The 20,004-nt window shown below is 65.1% G+C and carries 17 protein-coding genes; 9 read left to right on the top strand and 8 right to left on the bottom strand.

What is annotated here, in order from left to right:
• Positions 1-67: 67 nt before the first annotated feature.
• From C0Z19_RS02990 to C0Z19_RS02960, 7 genes are all read right to left on the bottom strand, one after another.
• Entirely contained in the window at positions 68-433 is a 366-nt protein-coding gene (locus C0Z19_RS02990) for a DUF3022 domain-containing protein (RefSeq protein ID WP_102608512.1), read from the bottom strand.
• Positions 434-524: 91 nt separating this feature from the next.
• A complete protein-coding gene (locus C0Z19_RS02985) occupies positions 525-1,616 on the bottom strand; it encodes a LacI family DNA-binding transcriptional regulator (protein WP_102608511.1) in 1,092 nt (363 codons plus the stop codon).
• Positions 1,617-1,846: 230 nt separating this feature from the next.
• Entirely contained in the window at positions 1,847-2,848 is a 1,002-nt protein-coding gene (locus C0Z19_RS02980; RefSeq protein ID WP_102608307.1) for an NAD(P)-dependent oxidoreductase, read from the bottom strand.
• A 5-nt stretch (positions 2,849-2,853) separates the two neighbouring features.
• Positions 2,854-4,143 carry an MFS transporter gene (locus C0Z19_RS02975; protein WP_102608306.1) on the bottom strand — a complete coding sequence of 430 codons (1,290 nt, stop codon included), beginning with the start codon at positions 4,141-4,143 and terminating at the stop codon, positions 2,854-2,856.
• Between the two features lie 33 nt (positions 4,144-4,176).
• The gene (locus tag C0Z19_RS02970) at positions 4,177-5,136 is read right to left on the bottom strand and encodes a sugar kinase (protein ID WP_102608305.1); all 960 of its coding nucleotides are present in this window, start codon (positions 5,134-5,136) and stop codon (positions 4,177-4,179) included.
• 70 nt (positions 5,137-5,206) lie between these two features.
• Entirely contained in the window at positions 5,207-5,971 is a 765-nt protein-coding gene (locus C0Z19_RS02965; RefSeq protein WP_102608510.1) for a TIM barrel protein, read from the bottom strand.
• 200 nt (positions 5,972-6,171) lie between these two features.
• Positions 6,172-7,080, bottom strand: coding sequence for a LysR substrate-binding domain-containing protein (locus tag C0Z19_RS02960; protein ID WP_102608304.1), 909 nt, complete (start codon positions 7,078-7,080; stop codon positions 6,172-6,174).
• 114 nt (positions 7,081-7,194) lie between these two features.
• On the opposite strand from C0Z19_RS02960, the gene C0Z19_RS02955 reads away from it, so the two are divergent.
• From C0Z19_RS02955 to C0Z19_RS02930, 6 genes are all read left to right on the top strand, one after another.
• Positions 7,195-8,286, top strand: coding sequence for a YeiH family protein (locus tag C0Z19_RS02955; RefSeq protein ID WP_102608303.1), 1,092 nt, complete (start codon positions 7,195-7,197; stop codon positions 8,284-8,286).
• Positions 8,287-8,369: 83 nt separating this feature from the next.
• Entirely contained in the window at positions 8,370-9,104 is a 735-nt protein-coding gene (locus tag C0Z19_RS02950) for a glutathione S-transferase (protein WP_102608509.1), read from the top strand.
• Positions 9,105-9,236: 132 nt separating this feature from the next.
• Entirely contained in the window at positions 9,237-10,970 is a 1,734-nt protein-coding gene (locus C0Z19_RS02945) for a ClcB-like voltage-gated chloride channel protein (RefSeq protein ID WP_102608508.1), read from the top strand.
• A gap of 171 nt (positions 10,971-11,141) precedes the next feature.
• Positions 11,142-12,479, top strand: coding sequence for a C45 family autoproteolytic acyltransferase/hydrolase (locus C0Z19_RS02940; protein ID WP_102608302.1), 1,338 nt, complete (start codon positions 11,142-11,144; stop codon positions 12,477-12,479).
• A 127-nt stretch (positions 12,480-12,606) separates the two neighbouring features.
• Complete coding sequence (locus tag C0Z19_RS02935; protein WP_102608301.1) at positions 12,607-12,870, top strand: hypothetical protein; 264 nt, start codon at positions 12,607-12,609, stop codon at positions 12,868-12,870.
• Positions 12,871-12,944: 74 nt separating this feature from the next.
• Entirely contained in the window at positions 12,945-13,178 is a 234-nt protein-coding gene (locus tag C0Z19_RS02930) for a DUF2795 domain-containing protein (protein WP_233195987.1), read from the top strand.
• Between the two features lie 63 nt (positions 13,179-13,241).
• Here C0Z19_RS02930 and C0Z19_RS02925 read toward each other — a convergent pair whose 3' ends face one another.
• Positions 13,242-13,874, bottom strand: coding sequence for a TetR/AcrR family transcriptional regulator (locus tag C0Z19_RS02925; protein WP_102608507.1), 633 nt, complete (start codon positions 13,872-13,874; stop codon positions 13,242-13,244).
• Positions 13,875-14,064: 190 nt separating this feature from the next.
• Between C0Z19_RS02925 and C0Z19_RS02920 the strand changes: the two genes are divergently transcribed.
• From C0Z19_RS02920 to C0Z19_RS02910, 3 genes are read left to right on the top strand one after another with little or no spacing between them, the layout of a single operon-like run.
• A complete protein-coding gene (locus tag C0Z19_RS02920) occupies positions 14,065-15,249 on the top strand; it encodes an efflux RND transporter periplasmic adaptor subunit (RefSeq protein ID WP_425330251.1) in 1,185 nt (394 codons plus the stop codon).
• The gene (locus tag C0Z19_RS02915; RefSeq protein WP_199180747.1) at positions 15,246-18,491 is read left to right on the top strand and encodes an efflux RND transporter permease subunit; all 3,246 of its coding nucleotides are present in this window, start codon (positions 15,246-15,248) and stop codon (positions 18,489-18,491) included. Before C0Z19_RS02920 ends, C0Z19_RS02915 begins: the two co-directional genes overlap by 4 nt.
• A gap of 11 nt (positions 18,492-18,502) precedes the next feature.
• Complete coding sequence (locus tag C0Z19_RS02910) at positions 18,503-19,957, top strand: efflux transporter outer membrane subunit (protein WP_233195971.1); 1,455 nt, start codon at positions 18,503-18,505, stop codon at positions 19,955-19,957.
• Positions 19,958-20,004 lie beyond the last annotated feature (47 nt).

Raw genomic sequence — 20,004 nt, 5'->3', positions numbered from 1 at the left:
GACGCGCGCCCGAGCCAACGGCTCGCCCTACGCCAACGCCTACCGGGCGCCGCCTGCGTGCTACGCCTCAGGCGAATTCGTCACCGGGTTCGATCGTGACTTCACGCGGAACCGCCTCGCCGGCCGCGTATTGCTCCTCGAGCGACCCGAGCGCGGCCTCCACATAGGCGCGAAGCACGGCATAGCTGCGGGCTCGCAGGCGCGGCGGCAGGGCTCGGTAGCGCGCAAACACCGGTGCCGGGAAATCAACGGCCAGCGTCATGCGACGCGCCGTCGCGCCGAATCGCATCGCCACCCACTGGATCGACAGTTGAGGCGTGCCGGCCTCGCCGGTTCGCTCGGCGAACACCGTTTGCTCGGGGAAGAGATCGCTTACGACACGGGCGAGCGTCTCGATGTCGGCACTTGGGCATTCGAATCGATAAGATTCCATCGTGTGGCGGGGTACCGGGTTCGCTTGGTTCGCTTGGTTCGAAAAGGCTGCGCCCGGTCCCGCCTGGGCGGCGTTCGGTGCAGCCTGCACATCAATTCTCGTCACGCCATACCGTCGAGCGGCGCACGACGAGTTCGCCGGGCAGCATCGCTTCTCGCGCAGGCTCTACATCCCCTTCGATGCGCTCGTGCAGGAACTCTACGGCACGATAACCGATGGCATAGGTCGGCTGCCGGATCGCCGTCACCCCGATAAGCTCCGCCCATTCGGAGTCGTCGATCGACATCAGTGCGACACGCTCCTGCCAGTCGGCGCCGTAGCGTGCGTGCAAATGCAACGCCAGCGAAAGCGCGACGGGTCCGTTCGCGGCGAAGTATGCGACACGCCTGCCACCCTGCTTCGATGCTTCTTCCAGGTGGCGATCGAGCGCCTCGTGGGTGCGAGCGAGCGCCTCGGCATCGCTCAAATCGAGCACGACCGTCTCGCCTTGCAGCGCGGGCCCGACCTCGCCCTGGCCCGTCTGCGTGCTGCGTGCCTCTTCGAGCGCCGCCCTGAACGCGGCCTCCCGCCAGCGCCGCGAACTGATGCGCTCGTACGGTTGGACGATGAAGCGGATGTCGCGAAAGCCATGTTCGATCAGGTGGTGCATGCCGAGTTTCACGGCCTCGGCGTTGTCGAGCCCGACCATGTCGGCGGCGAGCCCTTCGATCGATCGGTCCACGAGCACGGCCGGCGTGCCGCCTTCGCCGAGGGGCTGCAGCGTCTCTTCCTTGACGCCGAGCGCATTGACGATCACGCCTTCGACGCGATAGGTCGTCATCAGTTGCAGGTAGCGCCGCTCCATCTCGACTTCGTTGGCTGCGTTGCACACGAGCGGCATCAACCCGAGCGCGTGACAGGCAGCCTCCACTCCGCGCGCGACGCCGACGGTGTAAGGGTTCGTCAGATCGGCGACGAGCAGCCCGATCAGCCGATTGCGGCCCCGCTTCAGCCCACGAGCCATCTGGTTCGGCCGGTAGTCGAGCCGCTTGATCGCCGCTTCGATGCGCGAGCGCAAATCGGCCGACAGGACGCTCGTTTCGCCATTCAAATAGCGCGAAACGCTCGTTTTACCCGTACCGGCCTCTCGCGCGACATCGCTGATCGTTGCGCGACGCACAGGGCTCATGGGGCCGACACTCATCGCGCGGCGGCACGCGGCGCGCGCGTGACGTAAGCTGCTTGAATCAAAGAAAATCTCCTTCGAAAACGACCTGCCGCGGCCCGCTGCGGCTCGACGCATAGACAAAAGCGCGCCGGGGCGCGCTTTACGAATTTTCCAGTGGGGGCATCATAGCGCAGGCCGATACGCCATTCCACTCGTGCATCTGCTCAGGGCCCGCAGTGCAGCAATTCTAGCCGGTACGCATGCCGCTAACGCGTCAGAACTTCGGGGTTCGCGACATTGCGATTCAGCTTTCCCGCCAATGCGGCTACGAGATTTTCCGCCGCGCAGCGCGCCATCGCATGACGTGTCTCGTGGGTGGCGGAGCCAATGTGCGGAAGGGCTACGACATTGCGCATGGCGAGCAGCGGTGAATCGAGCGCCAGCGGTTCGCGTTCGAATACGTCCAAACCCGCCCCGGCGATCGTGCCGTCGGCCAGCGCCGCGATCAACGCGGCCTCGTCGACAATCGGCCCTCGCGAGGCGTTGATCAGAACCGCGCTGCGCTTCATCGCGCGCAACTGCGCCGCGCCGATCAGGTGGCGCGTCTGCGGCGTGAGCGGCGTCTGCAAGCAGACGAAATCGGACTGCGCCAGCAGTTCGTCCAGTTCGACGCGTCGCGCACCGTAGGCACGCTCGGCGGCTTCGTTCGGATGCCGGTTCGTATAAAGCACGCGCATGCTGAAACCGAGCGCCGCGCGCCGCGCGAGCGCACCGCCGATGCAGCCGAGCCCGACGATGCCGATCGTCTTGCCGTGGACGTCGACGCCATACTGGTCGGGCCCGATGCTGCCGCGCCACTGCCCTGCCTTGACCCATTGCGCCAGCTCGACCACGCGCCGCGCGGTCGTCAGCACGAGCGCAAACACCGTGTCGGCCGTCGATTCCGTCAGCACGTCGGGCGTATGGGCCAGCACGATGCCGCGGCGCGTCAGATCGTCGAGATCGAAGTTATCGACGCCGACCGAAATCGTCGAAATCGCCTTAAGGCGCGTCGCCCCGTCGATCATGGCCGGCGTGACCTTGACGCTGGCACCGATGGCGCCGTCGGCCTCGCGCAGCGCAGCGCCGAGCGCCTCGGAGAGCCCCCCGGCCAGCCCCTCATGCGCGCGGCCCGCGGCCGAATCCAGAACGACGACCTCAGCGTGCTCGCGCAGATAGTCGAGCACATCTGATGGCAAAGCCTTGTACGCGACGATTTTGAGCGTCATTGCCTTCACTTCCCGTGTGCATGGGCGCGTGCGCCCGCCGGCACAGCGTCGCTGACATTTTGCGCCTTGACCGCGAGCGTCAGCAGTACCGCGGCAACAAGCGCCGCGCTCATGAACGCGTACGACGCGGCCGGCGAACCGGTTGTGCCGTTCAGATAGCCGACGACATAAGAACCGACGAACGAGCCCAGCGCGCCCATGCTGTTGATGAGCGCCATTGCGCCGCCAGCGACATTCCTCGGCAGCAGTTCCGGCACGATCGCGAAAAACGGACCATACGGCGCGTACATCGCGGCGCCGGCGATCACGAGCAACGCATAGGACCACCAGAAATGCGTCGAGCCCAGCGCAAACGAGCCGGCAAACGCGGCCGCGCCCACCAGCAGGAACGGCCACACGAACGCCTTACGCGTATTGAGTTTGTCGGACGCCCAGGAGGCCGCCAGCATGGCAATCGTCGCCATCAGGTAAGGCAGTGCCGACAGCCATCCCGTCGCAACCATGCCGAGCGTCGAGCCGTTCTTCAAGATCGACGGCAGCCAAAGCACGAAGCCGTAGACGCCGATGCTCCAGCAAAAATACTGCGCACACAGTTTGACGACAGCCGGCGAGCGGAACGCTTCCGCATAGTTGCGCATCGGCTTGATGGCCGCTTGCTCGGCCGCGAGCGTGGTTGCCAGCGCTTTCTTCTCATCGGCCGCGAGCCACGCTACCTCGCTCGGTTTGTCGCGCGCGGCGAACCACCAGCAGACGGCCCAGACGATGGCCGGCACGCCTTCCGCGACGAACATGTTGCGCCAACCGTACGAATGCACGAGATAGCCGGAAACGACCGACATCCACAGCACCGTGACGGGGTTGCCGAGAATCAGGAAGGTGTTGGCACGCGAGCGCTCGCTCTTCGTAAACCAGTTGCAGATGAAGATCAGCATGGCGGGCATGACGGCCGCCTCGACCACTCCCAGCAAAAACCGGATCGCGATCAACGAGGCGATGTTGCTGACCATGCCCGTGAGCGCGGCGCACCCGCCCCAGAGGATGAGGCTCACGAAAACGAGCCGGCGCACGCTGCGCCGTTCGGCATAGACGGCGCCCGGTATCTGAAAGAAAAAGTAGCCGAGGAAAAACAGCGCGCCGATCAGCGATGACAGTCCCGGGCTGATGCCGAGATCCTTGTTGATGCCGGCCGCCGAGGCAAAGCCGAAGTTCGCGCGATCGAGGTAGGCAAGGCTGTACGTGATGAAGACGATCGGCATGATCGTCCACCAACGTCGGGTCGAAAGCGTCGTGGGCATGGTTGTCTCCTCCTTATGCCGTATGGATGCGGGTCAGATGAGTGCAGCGGATGATTCGAGGCGGTCGAGTTCTGTGCGCGTGGGCAGCCCTTCCGAATCGCCTATTACCTGGATGGCGAGCGCGCCGATGCGATTGCCGCGCGCAACGGCCGTCGGCAGATCGCGGCCCTCGAGCAAGGCGCTGACGACGCCGACGGCGAAGCCATCGCCCGCGCCGACCGTATCTACGACTTCGGCGACGGGTTGCGCGGCGACATAACCCGCGCTATCCGCCGTGCGGAAATACGCCCCCTGAGCACCGAGCTTGACGATCACGCCGCGCGCGCCGTGATCGAGATAGAACCGGGCGACGTCCTCCGGCGTGTCGTAACCGGTGAGCGCAATCCCTTCGTCGAGCCCTGGCAGCACCCAGTCCGAGAGTGCCGCGAGTGCGTTGAGCGTCGCGGCCATGGTCTCGCGAGAGGGCCACAGCGTGGGTCGCAGATTCGGATCGAACGAAATCGTCTTGCCCGCCGCGCGCATCGACTCCGCCAAACGGAACGCCAATTCCCGCGAGGTGGCCGAGATCGCGGGCGCCACACCCGTCAGATGCAGGTGACGCGCGGCCGCGACATATTCCGCATCGAAATCGTCCAGCGAAAGATGGCTGGCAGCAGATCCTTTGCGGAAGTATTCGATGGCGGGGTCGCGGCCATCGGTCTGTTTGCCTTTCATTTGGAAGCCGGTCGGATAGCGTGGGTCGACGCTCACGTGGCTCGCATCGATGCCTTCGCGCGCGAGCGTATCGACGACATAGCGCCCGAACGAGTCGGCGCCGACGCGGCTGACATAGCCCACGCCGAAGCCAAGCCGCGCGAGGCCGATCGCGACGTTCAGATCCGCACCCGCAATCCGTTTCGTGAAATGCCCGACGGTTTCGAGCGGCCCGGTTTCGTCTGCAACGAACAGTGCCATGGCTTCGCCGTAAGTCAAAACGTCGAGCGGAATAGACATCGATGGCTCCTCATTCAAAAGCAACGGCACGGCTTGCCGCTTGCTGAGTAACAAAGGGACTCGACCGGCTTCACATGGCAGCGAGCCACGCGGCTCGCCGGCGGGCGTCGTCGGCCAGCGCCTGCTGATCGAGCGGAAACTCGATGCCGCGCGGCGCGGTGCGCGGCAGTATGGCAAACACGGATGGAAACAGCGGATCGCTCTCCGTAGGGGCGATCGGGAACCGGCGCGCACCCTCGCCTTCCGAGGCCTTGCAATGAACGTACTCGACATGCCTGGCCAAGGCACGGGCCGCGTCGATCGGCGCCTCGCCCGCCCATTGCCAATTGCCGATGTCGAAGGTCATGCCCAGCAGATTGCGGCCGCCTTCGCGTTCGAGCGCGGCGAAAAAAGCAACGAAGCGCTCAATGGCGCCGTCACGCGCATCCTGCCCGTTTTCAACGACGAGTCGGGCGCGGCGGCCTGCAGTGACAGCCGCGATTGCGGCAGCGTCGGCTCGGTCGACGAATCCGCCCAATTGGAGCTTGACCCAACGCGCGCCCAGCGCGTCGGCCTCGGCGTGCGCCGCGGCCAGTTCAGCCGCGTTCAGCGCGCCGTCCGCGCAATACAAATCGGTTGGCGTGGAATAGACGGCCCAAAGGCCGCGTGCGTCGATCGCAGCGCGCAGCGCACCGAGCGCTGCGGGCGTGTTTTCCGCGTCATGCGCGAACAACTCCCGGCGCACCTCGAAACCGGCCGCGCCGGACTGTGCGACCACATCGAGCCACGCTGCGTGACCGCGGCGGCGGACAGCACTCGCGCCGAATGCACTTGCGACGAGCGCCACCTCCGTCAGAGGCCGCCCGATGTTCAAATCCGTCATATGCGATGAAATGGAACCGGTTCCAATTGCAATCCAAAAAAACGAGCGACGCCGCTCGATGTGGATGATCTTGCGCCTCGCCATCCCGCCTACGCCATTCTGGTAATCCCCAACTCGCTCAAGCGCAGCGGGAGAGGCACAGCCCCGAGCGAGACCTTCGGCCACATCGGCTCTTACGGCGCCGCAACGCCCAACTCGCTCTCGCACAGCTGCAGGAACCCCGCAGCGACGCGTGAGGGCGCGCCCTCGTGCGGCACGAGAATCGAAAAGTGGCGTGTCAGCGGGCTCGGGCCGAGCGAAAGCTGGGCGAGCGCGCCGTCCTCGTGGCGCATCGCCATCGCAGAGACAAAGCCCACGCCCATCCCCGCCCGCACGGCTTCCTTCACCCCTTCCACGCCAGCCACAGCGAGCGCGACGCGCGTCGCCACGCCCGCCGCCTCGAACGATTGCTCCACGAACTGCCGCACGCCTGAGCCTTCTTCGCGCATGACCAGCGGGTGGACGCCGACGTCCGCCAGCGTGGGGCTGCCCCCTCGCGCCGCCGCCAGTTCGGCGAGCGCGTGACCGCGCGGCACGATCGCGACGATTTCATCTTCTCGCCAGACGCGTACCCCGCATCCTTCGGGTAGCCCTGTTCCGACCGGGCCTTCGATCATCGCAACATCGAGCGATCCGAGCGACGCAACGATATCGCCCGTGTTCCCGCCGGCCGTTTGAATATCCACGTTCGGAAACCGGCGCTGAAACTCCGCGATCAGGTATGGCAACACGTAGCTGGCGATCGTCGTGCTCGCGGCAATGCGCAACGTGCCTCTGGCCACGCCGCGAAGCGCGTCGCGGTAGCCCTGCGCCTGCCGAAAAGTCTCACGCAGCTTCTGCGCGTACTCGGCCAGTTGCGCACCCGACGGCGTCAGCCGCACGCCGCGGCCCTCACGCCGGTACAGCGGCTCGCCGAACTCGTCCTGCAATTGGCGCAGTTGCCCCGAGACCGCCGGCTGCGACAGATGCAGGACGAGCGCCGCATGACTGATGTTCAGTTGCTCGGCAACGGCCGCGAAGGTTATCAGTTGATCGGGGGTCATACGCGTTTAAATATCGGTTTGACCGATATATTACGTCACAAATGACGATTTTTCATAAGCTTATACGTTAGCTAGGATTAGCTCATCGAAATCGCCCATAGACAGAGCCATACGATGTCCAGTACCCACACGCTATCCGCGGCGACCTCGCGGACCGATTCTCACGGCCAGCTCAACGGCATTCTCTTCGTCGCGTTGTTTGCCGCCGCGGTCACGCGGCTCGCGGCATTCCCCGCCATCGCGGGTCTGGGCATCAGCCCGCTGATCGTCGGCATCGTTGCCGGTGCGCTCTACGGCAACACGCTGCGCGTCGGTATGCCCGCGCATTGGGCCGCCGGCGTCAACTTCTCGGCGCGCAAACTGTTGCGCATCGCCGTGGCTTTTTTCGGGTTGCGGGTCAGCCTGCAGGAAATCGCGCAAGTCGGCCTGCCCGGGTTGACCATCTCGGTGCTCATCGTCGTCAGCACGCTTGTGCTCGGCACGTGGCTCGGCATGAAGGTCATGAAGCTCGACCGCGATACGGCCATTCTCAATGCCGCGGGCAGCGCCATTTGCGGCGCGGCAGCCGTGCTCGCGTTCGAATCCACGCTGCAGTCGAAGCCCGAAAAAAGCGCCGTTGCGGTCGGCAGCGTGGTGCTGTTCGGCACGTTGTCGATGTTCCTCTACCCGCTCTTGTACCGCGCCGGCTGGCTGCACCTCGATACGCTCGGCGTGGGGCTTTTCTTCGGCGGCACGATCCATGAAGTCGCCCAAGTGGTGGGCGCGGCCAGCAACGTGAGCCCCGAGGCGACGCACATCGCAACCATCGTCAAAATGACGCGCGTCATGTTGCTCGTTCCGGTTCTGCTCGTGCTCGGCCTTTGGCTTGCTCGTTCGCCGCGCGGCAATGCTGCAGTCCCGGCCGCCGGCGAATCCAACCGGTCGCATGCCACGCGCAAAATCGCCGTGCCTTGGTTCGCGCTCGGTTTTCTGGCGTGCGTGCTCGTCAATTCGCTGCATGTGCTGCCGCAGGCCGCGACGCAAACCGTCAATGGGCTCGACACGTTCGCGCTGACGATGGCGATGACGGCGCTCGGCATCGAGACGCGCGTCGCACAAGTGCGTAAGGCCGGGCCCCGCGCGCTGGCGACCGGATTTATGCTCTATGTCTGGCTCATGGTCGGCGGCCTCGCCATTACGTGGGGCGTCGAGCGCCTGTTCACTTAACGTAACGTAACGTAGCCCGCTAACAAGCGACGCGCCGAGCGGCCACCACCGCTCGGCGCGTATTCGCTTTCCGGAGGATGCAGATGGCTTACGAACTTTATTACTGGGACGGATTGCAAGGCCGGGGCGAATTCGTGCGCCTCGCGTTGGAAGAAGCGCAGGCGCCCTACATCGATGTCGCCCGCGGCCACAAGAAATCTGGCCAGGGGCAGGCGGCCATGACGAGCGTGCTGAACAGCAAGACCGAGCCGCACATTCCGTTCGCGCCACCGTTCCTGAAGGATGGCGACCTCATCATTTCCCAGACGGCGAACATCCTGCTCTACCTGGGCCCCAGGTTGGGCCTTTCGCCCGACAGCGATTTGCGCTACGTCGTGCATGGCCTGCAACTGACGATCGCCGACATGGTGACCGAAGTCCACGACACGCATCACCCGATCGCAAGCGGCCAGTACTACGAGGAACAAAAGGCGCCAGCCAAAGCGCGTGCGACCGATTTCCTCGCCCACCGCCTGCCCAAATTCATGCACTACTTCGAACGCGTGCTCGCGCAAAATCCGCACGGCGATGCCCACCTCGTCGGCGCAGCGCTCACCTATGTCGACTTGTCGATGTTTCAACTGATCGAAGGGCTTCACTACGCCTTTCCGCGTGCGACTGCGCGCTTCGCCGCGCAGTACCCCCGGCTCGCGGCGCTTCGCACAGCAGTCGCGGCACGGCCTGACATCGCCGCTTATCTGGCGTCCGAGCGCCGCTTGCCGTTCAACGAAACGGGCATTTTCCGGCATTACGCAGAACTCGACGTCCCGGCCCCATGACGCATGGCTGAGCCGCTCGAACCACAGGTCGGCCGATCGGCCGAAGGCGCTAACGATGAGAGCGACGACCCGAGCCGATGCTATGCTTGCGCTCGTCCTGGTCCCCTCAAACCACAAGCCGACGTTTTTTCCGTGCTTTCATTCCTGCTTCGCCTGCGCACGCGCGCACAATCGCTGTTTCGCCTGTCCGAGGCCCATACGATGCTGGTTTGGGCCGTGGTGGTCGGCGTCCTCGGCGCCTTCGCCACGGTCGCGTTCCGGCACGCGATCGAAGTCATCCAATGGATCTTCACGGGCCAAACGGGCAGCTTCGTCGCCATGGCGCATGCGCTGCCCTGGACGATTCGAATCTGGCTGCCCGCGGCGGGCGGCCTGATCGCCGGCGGCTTTCTGATCATCGCGCGCCGCAGCGCCGACAAGCAGTCGAGCTCCGACTACATGGAGGCAATCTCGATCGGCGATGGGGTCGTGCCCGTTTGGCAAAGCGTCTGGCGCAGCGTTTCGTCGCTGTTTACGATCGGCTGCGGCGGCTCGATCGGTCGCGAAGGGCCGATGGTCCAGCTCGCGGCGCTGGCCGGTTCGGTCGTCGGCCGCTGGGTCCATTTCGAGCCGACGCGCCTGCGCCTGCTCGTCGCGTGCGGCGCCGCCGCGGGGATCACGTCGGCGTACAGCGCGCCGATCGCGGGCGCCTTCTTCGTCACAGAGATCGTGCTCGGCTCGATCGCGATGGAGAACTTCGGGCCGGTCGTCGTCTCCTCGGTCGTCGCCAACATCATCATGCGCGAGTTTTCGGGCTATAAGCCGCCGTACGAGATGCCCGTATTTCCGGCGGTCGCCGGCCCGGAGGTGCTGCTGTTCGTCGCGCTGGGGTTCCTGTGCGGCTTCGTTGCCCCGCAGTTTCTGCATCTGATCGAAGCGTCACGTGCGCGCTTTCAGCGCCTGCCGCTGCCGTTACCCGTGCGGCTGGCCCTCGGCGGGCTCGTCGTCGGCATCATCTCGGTCTGGACGCCCGAGGTCTGGGGCAACGGCTACAGCGTCGTCAACGCGATTCTGCACTCGCCGTGGACCTGGACCGCGCTCGTCGTCGTGCTCGTTTGCAAGATCGTGGCGACGGCGGCCACGGTCGGCTCCGGCGCTGTCGGCGGCGTGTTCACGCCGACGCTGTTCGTGGGTGCGACGCTCGGCTCGCTGTTCGGTTTGCTCGTCCACGTGTGGTGGCCGCACGGCACGTCGGGCGCATTCGCCTATGCGATGGTCGGCATGGGGGCGTTTCTGGCCGGTGCAACGCAAGCGCCGCTGATGGCAATCCTCATGATCTTCGAGATGACGCTCAGCTACCAGGTGGTGCTGCCGCTGATGCTTTCATGCGTCGTCGCCTATTTCGTGGCGCGGGCGATCAACAAGACATCGATGTATGAGATCACGCTGCGCCGGCATGCCGACGAGCAGGAGCGGGTGCGGCTTCGCTCGGCGCAGGTGAGCGAGCTCGTCAGGCCCGCGGACACGGTCGTGCGCCTCGACGCCAGCGTGCAAGACATGACGCGCGTGTTTCTCGAATACCCGGTGAAGTACCTCTATGTCACCGACGATGAGGACTATTTCCGCGGCGTGGTCGCCTTGAAGGACATCGCCTCGGATCTGCTCGAACGGCGCGACACCTCCGCGCGCACCGCGGCGGACTATCTCCAGCCCGAATTCGCCGTGCTGACGCCCGACATGCCGATCGGCGTGGCGTTGCAACGCTTTCTTGCCTTCCAGGGCGAACGCTTGCCCGTCGTCGCGAGCACCGGGCACCCGACGCTCGTCGGCGCCGTCTACAAAACTTCGTTGCTCGACGCGTACCGTCGGATGAATCCCGCTATGTGACGGGCCGGGCAGGCCGGCTCGCGCGCCCGGGTGCGGCAAGCCCTCACGCTTGCTCCAATGGCAAAGCGCCGCATATTTTCTACAATGAAAAGCAGGCCGCCGAGCCTGCCGCGCGCCCCCCAGGTGCGCCGAGCGCAGCCCTTTCGATCGATTAGTCGATTCGGAGCGAAGATGAGCGAACCGTCTCTCGATGCCGTGCGGCGTGACCACGCCGGTTGGATTTTTGTGCATATCGAAGGCGAGCCCTACGATCGCGGCGAACAGCATGGCCAATTGCTCGCCGCCGAAATCCGCAACGCGATTCACACGGCGAAATATCTGGCGCGCTGGGACACCGGGGAGGATTTCGAAACTTTCACCAAGGCGGCCGTTTCGCAGTTCTCGCCGAAGCTCGACACCGAGTTCGCCGACGAAATCCAGGGCATCGCCGACGGCGCGAAGCTCCCGTTCGACGAGGTGCTCGCCTGGAACGGCTATATGGATCTGCTGCAGAGCTGGTGGCCGGCGCAGGTGGCCGCGCGCGAGCCGCATCTTGCAGCCAAACCGTGGCGCGGCCGGCGCGGACATCACTGCAGCGCGTTCATCGCCACGGGCAGCGCGACGCTGGACGGGCGCATTGTCATGGCGCACAACTCCTGGGACCGTTACGCCGCGGGCGACGCTTTCAACGTCGTGTTCGATATCGTGCCCGATTCGGGCCATCGCATCCTGATGCAAGGGCTGCCGGGCTGCATTTCCAGCCTGACCGACTTCTGGTTGACGTCGGCCGGCCTCATGATCACCGAGACGACGATCTCGAACTTCGCCGGCTACAACAGCGCGGGCGCACCGGAGTTCTACCGTTCGCGCCGCGCCAGCCAGTACGCCAACAGCATCGGCGATTGGTGCGAGATGTTCGCGCTGTCGAACAACGGCGGCTACGCCAACAGCTGGCTGCTCGGCGACACGAAAACGGGCGAGATCGCGCGCTATGAGCTTGGTCTGCACTACTCCGGTTTCGAAAGCACGAAGGACGGCTTCTACAGCGGCTATAACACCGCCACCGATCTGAAGATCCGCAACCAGGAATGCCTCGGCGAAGGCGAGGACTATACCGACGTGCGCAAGAACGGGGCGCGCCGGCTGCGGTTCATGCAACTCGCGGAAATGCACCACGGCAAGATCGATCTCGAGCTGGCGAGGCAAATGATTGCGGACCACCACGACGTCTACCTCGACCGCGACGACAATCCGTGCTCGCGCACCATCTGCGGCCATCTGGAACTCGACGACGCGCGCTTCGGCGCATCGGATCACGGCCCGTTCAATCCCTGGGGCGCGAACGACGGTAAGGTCGTCGACAGCGAGATGGCGCGCAACCTTGCCTTTTGGGCGCGCTGGGGTCACCCGTGCGGGAAGCCATTTGACGCGCAGGCATTCATGAAACGCCATCCGCAGTGGAATTGGCTCAACGGTTATATGCGCGACCGGCCATCCTGGCCCTGGACGCGCTTCGAGGTGCTGCGCTAGCCCCTATCACCTCCGATAGGAAGGCCAGGCACGAGGCATGCTGAGATGAGTGTCGGCGACGGCCGACGCGGACCTTGATCGATCCGAACCCGTCGGCGGCGTGCTCTATCGAGAAGGAGGTCGAGCAATGAAAGTCTCGACATTGACAACTATGGCATTGCTCTCGGCTTCGTGCTTTGCGGCACCGATCCATACGGCTTCGCTCGACAGCGTCACAGCACGTGCCGCGTTGGCGTCGGCACGCGCGAATCTTGCGCCCGTCGCGCCGCCCGCCCCCGATGTGAAAGCGGACACCACCGCGGTGCGCGGACACTGGACGCGCATCACGCTGCCCAAACGGCACGAACTGGCGAATCATTTCGCCGCTCACGAGCGGCAGGCGCGGACATGAAGGCGCGCAACAAGCGAGCGCCGAACACGGCGGGCGGAGCCGACGGAGTTGCGCCGAAGGCTGACGATACAGCGTTGCCTGGCACCGCATCCGTGCCGACCGAATCGATCGATTTGCAGATCGCGGACGTCCTGCACGCCGTGCATTATCCGGTCAATAAGGATCACATCGTCGAGACGGCACGGGAAGCCGGCGCAAGCAACGAATTGCTCGCCATCCTGGACGGTCTGCCCGAGCAGGACTATGCCGACGTCGATTCGGTGACGCGCCTGCTCAGCAGCAACTATGGGCCAGGCCTGAGCTCCTGACGCTCTCCGGCGACACGGAGACAGCGACCTGCCGCACCGGCGCTCAGGCGCCCTTTCGCCTGCTCAGGCGCCTTGGGGGCCACTCGCGCCGCCGAACATGACCCGCGAGAAGAATCCGGCCAGCACGCCTTCGACGAGGTCATCGGTGACGTGCTGCGGATCGCACATGCGCACGGCATGGACACCGTCGCACAAGCCGATCAGCCCGAGCGCGAGGACCTCGGCGGGCAGCGGCAGCGGCGTTCCCATCCGCTCGGAAAACATCCGGATGTAGCCCGTCAGAAATTCGCGCTTTTCCTGTGAGAACGCGTTGAAGCGCGCGCGAAACTTAGCGTCGCGCGCCGCCAGCAACTTCGCTTCGGCCCATAGCAGAAAGCAATCGTCTTCGCGAAAGAACTGACTGTAGAACGTGACTGCACGCGCCTGCATTGCCTCCGGCGTCGCCGTTTCGCCGATGATCGACTGCAGATCCGCCTGCATCCGGGCGTGGTCGCGCAGCAGCAGCTCCATCAGCAGTTCCGACTTGCCTCGGAAGTTCGAGTAGAAGGCGCCGCGCGTATAGCCAGCCGCCTCCGCGATGTCTTCGACACTCGCGGCCGCGTAGCCCTTCTTCATAAAAATGATTTGCGCAGCATCGAGCAGACGCGAGCGCGTCTGCTCCTTGCTCTCTTCCCGGGTCAAGCGTTTTCGTTTCATGCCGCGAAGTTTAGCACTATCGCCACGCTGCATTCAGCTTTGCATTCAAATACACAACTGTATTAGAATCCGCCCTCGTAGTTGAATAAAGAAGGCAAGGCAGCCTCCCATAAGGTGGCGCCCCTCCGCGCGGTAAGCCCTGTATATGTGCTTGCTCTGGTTCGACGCAGTTCTTCTCTCTGGGGTCATCGTGACACGTCCCGGTCCTGAGGCGCCTCCCGAGGCGCGCGTGCAGCTCCACGCATTCCGACTTCCCGGCGCCCGCTCCGCGCTGCGCCGATACGGCGTGGCCTTCGCGGTTTGCGGCGCGCTCGCGCTGAGCGCCTGCCACGAACGCGCGCCCGCCGCCGTGGCGCCCCGCGCTGTCGTCGCCGTCGCCGTCCATCCCGACGGCTTGCCGCCCGAGGCCACGTTGCCCGGCGATATCGAGGCCCGCTACTACACACCTCTTTCGTTTCGGGTGGCCGGCAAGATCATCGAGCGCGACGTGCGCCTGGGCGACACCGTCAAAGCGGGTCAAGTCATCGCCCGCCTGGATCCGGCCGACCTGCAAAAGAATCTGGCAAACGCGCAAGCCCAGCTCGACGCCGCTCAGCACCGGCTCGTGTACGCGAAACAGCAGCTCGACCGCGATAGCGCCCAGGCGCACGAAAACCTGATCGCCCCCGCGCAGCTCGAACAAACGCAGGACGCCTATGCCTCGGCCGGCGCGCAGCGCGATGCGGCCCAAGCGCAGCTGTCGCTCGCGCGCAATCAGCTCGCTTATGCAGCGCTCGTGGCCGACCATGCTGGCGTCATCACGGCCGAGCAAGCGGATACGGGGCAGAACGTCGCCGCGGGTCAGGCCGTGTATGGTCTGGCGTGGGCCGGCGACATCGACGTCGTCTGCGACGCTCCGGAAAGCGCGCTGACCGCGCTCGGCGTCGGCAGCGTTGCGCAGGTCACGCTGCCGGCCGTACCGGGCCAGCGGTTCGTCGCCCGCGTACGCGAGGTCGCCCCGGCCGCCGATCCCCAAAGCCGCACCTATCGCGTCCGTCTGACGCTGACCGCGCCCAGCGCCGCCGTGCGCCTGGGCATGACGGCGCAAATCGCGTTCGCCCAAGTGCAGGCGCGCCTCGGTGCGCATCCATTCACGCTGCCCGTTACGGCGTTGTTCCACGACGGTCCCTCGCCGGCTGTCTGGGTCGTTCGTTCCGGTACCGACACGCTCGAGCTGCGGCGCGTGAGCGTGGGCCGCTATGACGAACGGACGTTCTCCGTGACCCAGGGGCTGAACGACGGCGACCGCGTCGTCTATCAAGGTGTGCACACGGTAAGCGCAGGCGAACACGTACGCGTCGTCGCGCCGCTGCACCCCGAGGACTTCGCATCATGAGCGGCAGCGATCGTTACGACTCCCCCGCTTCGTCCGCTTCGTCCGCTTCGTCCGCTTCGTCCGCTTCGTCCGCTTCGTCTCCATCGTCCGCCGCCAACACGCCGCTCCCGCATCACGATTCGCCCACCGCCGCGTACGATGAAGGCCGCTTCAACCTGTCAGCCTGGGCACTGCGGCATCAGGCACTCGTCGTCTTTTTGATCGCGCTGGCGACGCTGGCCGGCATCCTCGCCTACACGCGCCTCGCGCAATCGGAGGATCCGCCGTTTACGTTTCGCGTGATGGTGATCCGCACGCTATGGCCCGGTGCGACGGCGAGACAAGTGCAGGAAGAAGTCACCGATCGCATCGAGCGCAAGCTGCAGGAAACGCCGTTCATCGATTTCCAGCGCAGCTACTCCCGGCCCGGCGAATCGATGATCTTCTTCACGATGAAGGATTCCGCGCCCGTCAAAAACGTGCCGGAAACCTGGTACCAGGTGCGCAAGAAGGTCGGCGATATTTCGGCCACGCTGCCGCCCGGGGTCGTGGGTCCCTTCTTCAACGACGAATTCGGCGATGTCTATACGAACGTCTACACGCTCGAAGGCGACGGGTTTTCCCCGGCACAGTTGCACGACTATGCCGACGAACTGCGCACGGTATTGCTGCGCGTGCCCGGGGTGGCCAAGGTCGACTACTTCGGCGATCCCGACCAGCACATCTACGTCGAAATCACGAACGCTCAGCTCACGCGTTTGAATCTCTCGCCGCAACAACTCGCGCAAGCGATCGCGTCGCAGAACGCCGTTGCTTCGACGGGCACCGTCACGACAGCGGACGATCGCGTGTTCGTGCGTCCGAGCGGCCAGTTCAACGACGTGCGCGCGCTGGCCGATACGTTGATTGAAATCGGCCAGCGCACCGTGCGGCTCGGCGATATCGCCACGATCAAACGCGGATACGACGATCCGCCCGTCACCGAGATGCGCAATCACGGGCATGCCGTGCTCGGCATCGGCGTGACGATGCAGCCCGGCGGCGACGTCATTCGGCTTGGCAAGGCGCTCGATGCCACGAGCGAGCAACTGCGCGCGCATCTGCCTGCCGGCCTCAGGCTCGAGCAGGTATCGAGCATGCCGAAAGCCGTCGCTCACTCCGTCGACGACTTCCTCGAAGCGGTCGGCGAAGCCGTGGCGATCGTCCTCGTGGTCAGCCTCATCTCGCTGGGGCTGCGCACCGGCATGGTGGTCGTGATCTCGATTCCGATCGTGCTCGCGGTAACGGCGCTCGTCATGTACATGTTCGACATCGGGCTGCACAAAGTGTCGCTCGGCACGCTCGTGCTGGCACTGGGGCTGCTCGTCGACGATGCGATCATTGCGGTCGAAATGATGGCGGTCAAGCTCGAACAGGGCTGGAAGCGCACGCGCGCCGCGGCGTTCGCGTATACGAGCACGGCCTTCCCGATGCTGACGGGCACGCTCGTCACGGTGTCGGGCTTCTTGCCGATCGCGCTCGCCAAATCGAGCACGGGCGAGTACACGCGCTCGATCTTCGAAGTGTCGGCCATCGCATTGATCGCATCCTGGTTTGCAGCCGTCGTCCTGATTCCCTTGCTCGGCTACCACCTGCTGCCTGAGCGCAAGCGTGCTCATGGCGAGGCCCACGACCACGAGCATGACATCTACGACACGCGCTTTTACCGCCGGCTCTCCGTGTGGATCACCTGGTGCGTGCAGCGACGTTTCGTCGTGCTCGGCGTGACTGTGCTGCTCTTCGTCGTGTCGCTTGGCGCGTTCTCGCTCGTGCCACAACAGTTCTTCCCGAGTTCGGACCGGCCCGAACTGCTCGTCGACATGCGTCTGCCCGAAGGCGCTTCGTTCGACGCCACGCTCAAGCAAGCGCAGCGGTTCGAGAAAACGCTCGACGGCCGCCCCGAAATCGATCATTTCGTCGACTTCGTCGGTACCGGCGCGCCGCGTTTCTATCTGCCGCTCGATCAGCAACTGCAGCAACCGAATTTCGCGCAGTTCGTGATCACGGCGAAATCGGTCGAGGAACGCGAGAAGCTGGCGCGCTGGCTCGACACCCGGCTCGAAAACGACTTTTCGGGCGTCCGCACCCGCCTTTCGCGGCTCGAAAACGGCCCGCCCGTCGGATATCCCGTCCAGTTCCGCGTGAGCGGCGACGATATCGCCACCGTGCGCGCCATTTCCGAAAAAGTGGCGGCGAAGATGCGGGCGGATGCTCGCACGCGCGGCGTGCAGTTCGATTGGGATGAGCCGGCCGAGCGCTCGATGGCGTTCGAAGTCGATCAAAACAAGGCGCGCCAGCTCGGCGTCACATCGCAGGACGTATCGAATTTCCTCGCGATGACGCTCTCGGGCTACACCGTCACGCAGTTTCGCGAGCGCGACAAGCTCATCAGCGTCGATCTGCGCGCGCCGAAACACGAGCGCGTCGATCCCGCTCGCTTGCTGGGGTTGGCGATGCCCACGGCGCACGGCCCCGTGCCGCTCGCTTCGCTCGGACATGTGCGCAACACGCTCGAATACGGCGTGATCTGGGAGCGCGATCGCCAGCCGACGATCACCGTGCAAGCCGACGTCCGCGGCAACGCTCAAGGCATCGACGTGACGCACGACCTCGACCGCGCGCTCGCTCCGATCCGCGCGTCGCTGCCGCTTGGATACCGGATTGAAGTGGGCGGCTCTGTCGAAGAAAGCGCAAAAGGCCAAACGTCGATCAATGCGCAGATGCCGCTGATGGCAATCGCCGTGTTCACGCTCCTGATGATTCAACTGCAAAGTTTCGCGCGCGTGCTGATGGTCGTTTTGACGGCGCCGCTGGGCTTGATCGGCGTCGTGGCGACGCTGCTCATCTTCGGCAAGCCGTTCGGCTTCGTGGCGATGCTGGGTGTGATCGCCATGTTCGGCATCATCATGCGCAACTCCGTGATTCTCGTCGATCAGATCGAGCAGGACATCGCCGCGGGTCATCGCCGGTTCGATGCGATCGTCGGGGCGACCGTGCGGCGCTTCCGCCCGATCACGCTAACCGCGGCGGCGGCCGTGCTCGCCCTGATTCCGCTGCTGCGCTCAAACTTCTTCGGGCCGATGGCCACCGCGCTAATGGGTGGCATTACGAGCGCGACGGTGCTGACGCTCTTTTATCTGCCTGCGCTCTATGCGACCTCGTTCAGAGTCCGGCTCGATGAACGCGATCCGTCGCCGGACGCCAACTCTCATACGGGGAATTGAGGATGAGGACCATGAGCGTCTTGCGTACGGGCTGCCGACATCGCGGCCACGCGTTCGCGGCGATATCGGCGGTGGCCCTGGCGGCTTGCTCGCTGGGGCCGAACGGCCAGCCGCCGGCGATGCCCTCGCCGGCCCATTACGGCCGCACCGCGTTGCCGGAGCAAACGGCGATGGCCGACGGTGTTTCCCAGCGCTTTGACATCGGCGCGCAGCCGGTACCCGAATGGTGGCGGCTATACCGCTCGCCGCAGCTCGATGCGCTTGTCGACGAAGGCCTGAAAAACAGCCCAACGCTGGCCGCCACCGAAAAAAACCTGGCCGGCGCGCGCGAGCAATTGCGTGCGCAGATCGGCTCATCGCTGTTGCCGACGATCGACGCGGGCGCACAGGCCACACGCGAACGCGCGCTGGGCATCCCCGAAGCGGGCCCTCCGACGGTACGCTACAACGTATTCGTCGGTCAGATCCAAGCGCACTATACGTTCGACTTGTTCGGCGCCGTCCGCTACGCGAATGCGGCGCTGCACGCGCGCGTGGACGTGCAAGCGTTCGAACTCAATGCCGCGCGACGCGCCCTCGCCGCGAACATTGTGACGACCACGATCAACGCGGCCATGCTCGATAGCGAAATCGACGCCACGCGACGGCTGATCGCGCTTGCCCAACAAAACGCACAGGAAGACGCGCGTCGCTATGCGCTGGGCGCGGTGTCGCATGCGCAGGCGCTCGCTTCGCAGCAGAGTGCGGCAGCGTTCGAGGCGACGCTGCCGGGGCTGCTGCAACAGCGAGATGCGACCGGCCATGCGCTGGCCGTCTTGCTCGGCCGTACGCCCGATGCCGAGCCGGAAATTCCTGACCTTGCCAGCTTGGCAACGCCTGAGCAGGTCCCTGTCGTCGTCCCCTCGGCGCTGCTGCGCACGCGGCCCGATATCGTCGCAGCCGAAGCCGCGGTCAAAGCCGCTGCCGCCGAAGTCGGGTTGGCCACCGCGCAGATGTTCCCGAGCTTGTCGCTGACCGCTTCGATGGGGCAAGGCGGATTCAGTTGGCCGACGGCGCTTTCCGCGGCTGGCGCGCTCTGGAGCATCGGCGGATCTCTGACGCAGCCGCTGTTCCACGGCGGCGCGCTGCTTGCGCAGCGGCGCGCGGCAATCGACTTTTACGACGCGGCCACGCAGCAATACAAGGCGACCGTTCTATCAGCCTTTCAAAACGTAGCCGATACGCTGGCCGCGCTCGAGCACGACGCGCAGGCTGTTAGCGCCACGCAAACGCAAACGCAATCGGCGCGGCAAGCATTCGACGAAACGGCCGCGCGCGGCCGCCTCGGTGCAATCCCCGCCGCAAGCGTGCGCGCGAGCGAACAACAGTATTGGAACGCCAAGCTCACGGCCTTGCGCTCGAGCGCCCAGCGCCTCGCCGATACGGCGCTGTTGTTCCAAGCGATGGGAGACGCACCCAAGGGTTGAGTGTCGTAAATAGTGGGACGCCCGCGGTGCGGAGTATTAGACGTCGG

Origin of the sequence: Trinickia soli, assembly GCF_002879855.1 — a bacterium.
Taxonomy (GTDB): domain Bacteria; phylum Pseudomonadota; class Gammaproteobacteria; order Burkholderiales; family Burkholderiaceae; genus Trinickia; species Trinickia soli.
The sequence above is the reverse complement of the archived record's forward strand: the minus strand, read 5'-3'. Positions and strand labels throughout refer to the sequence as shown.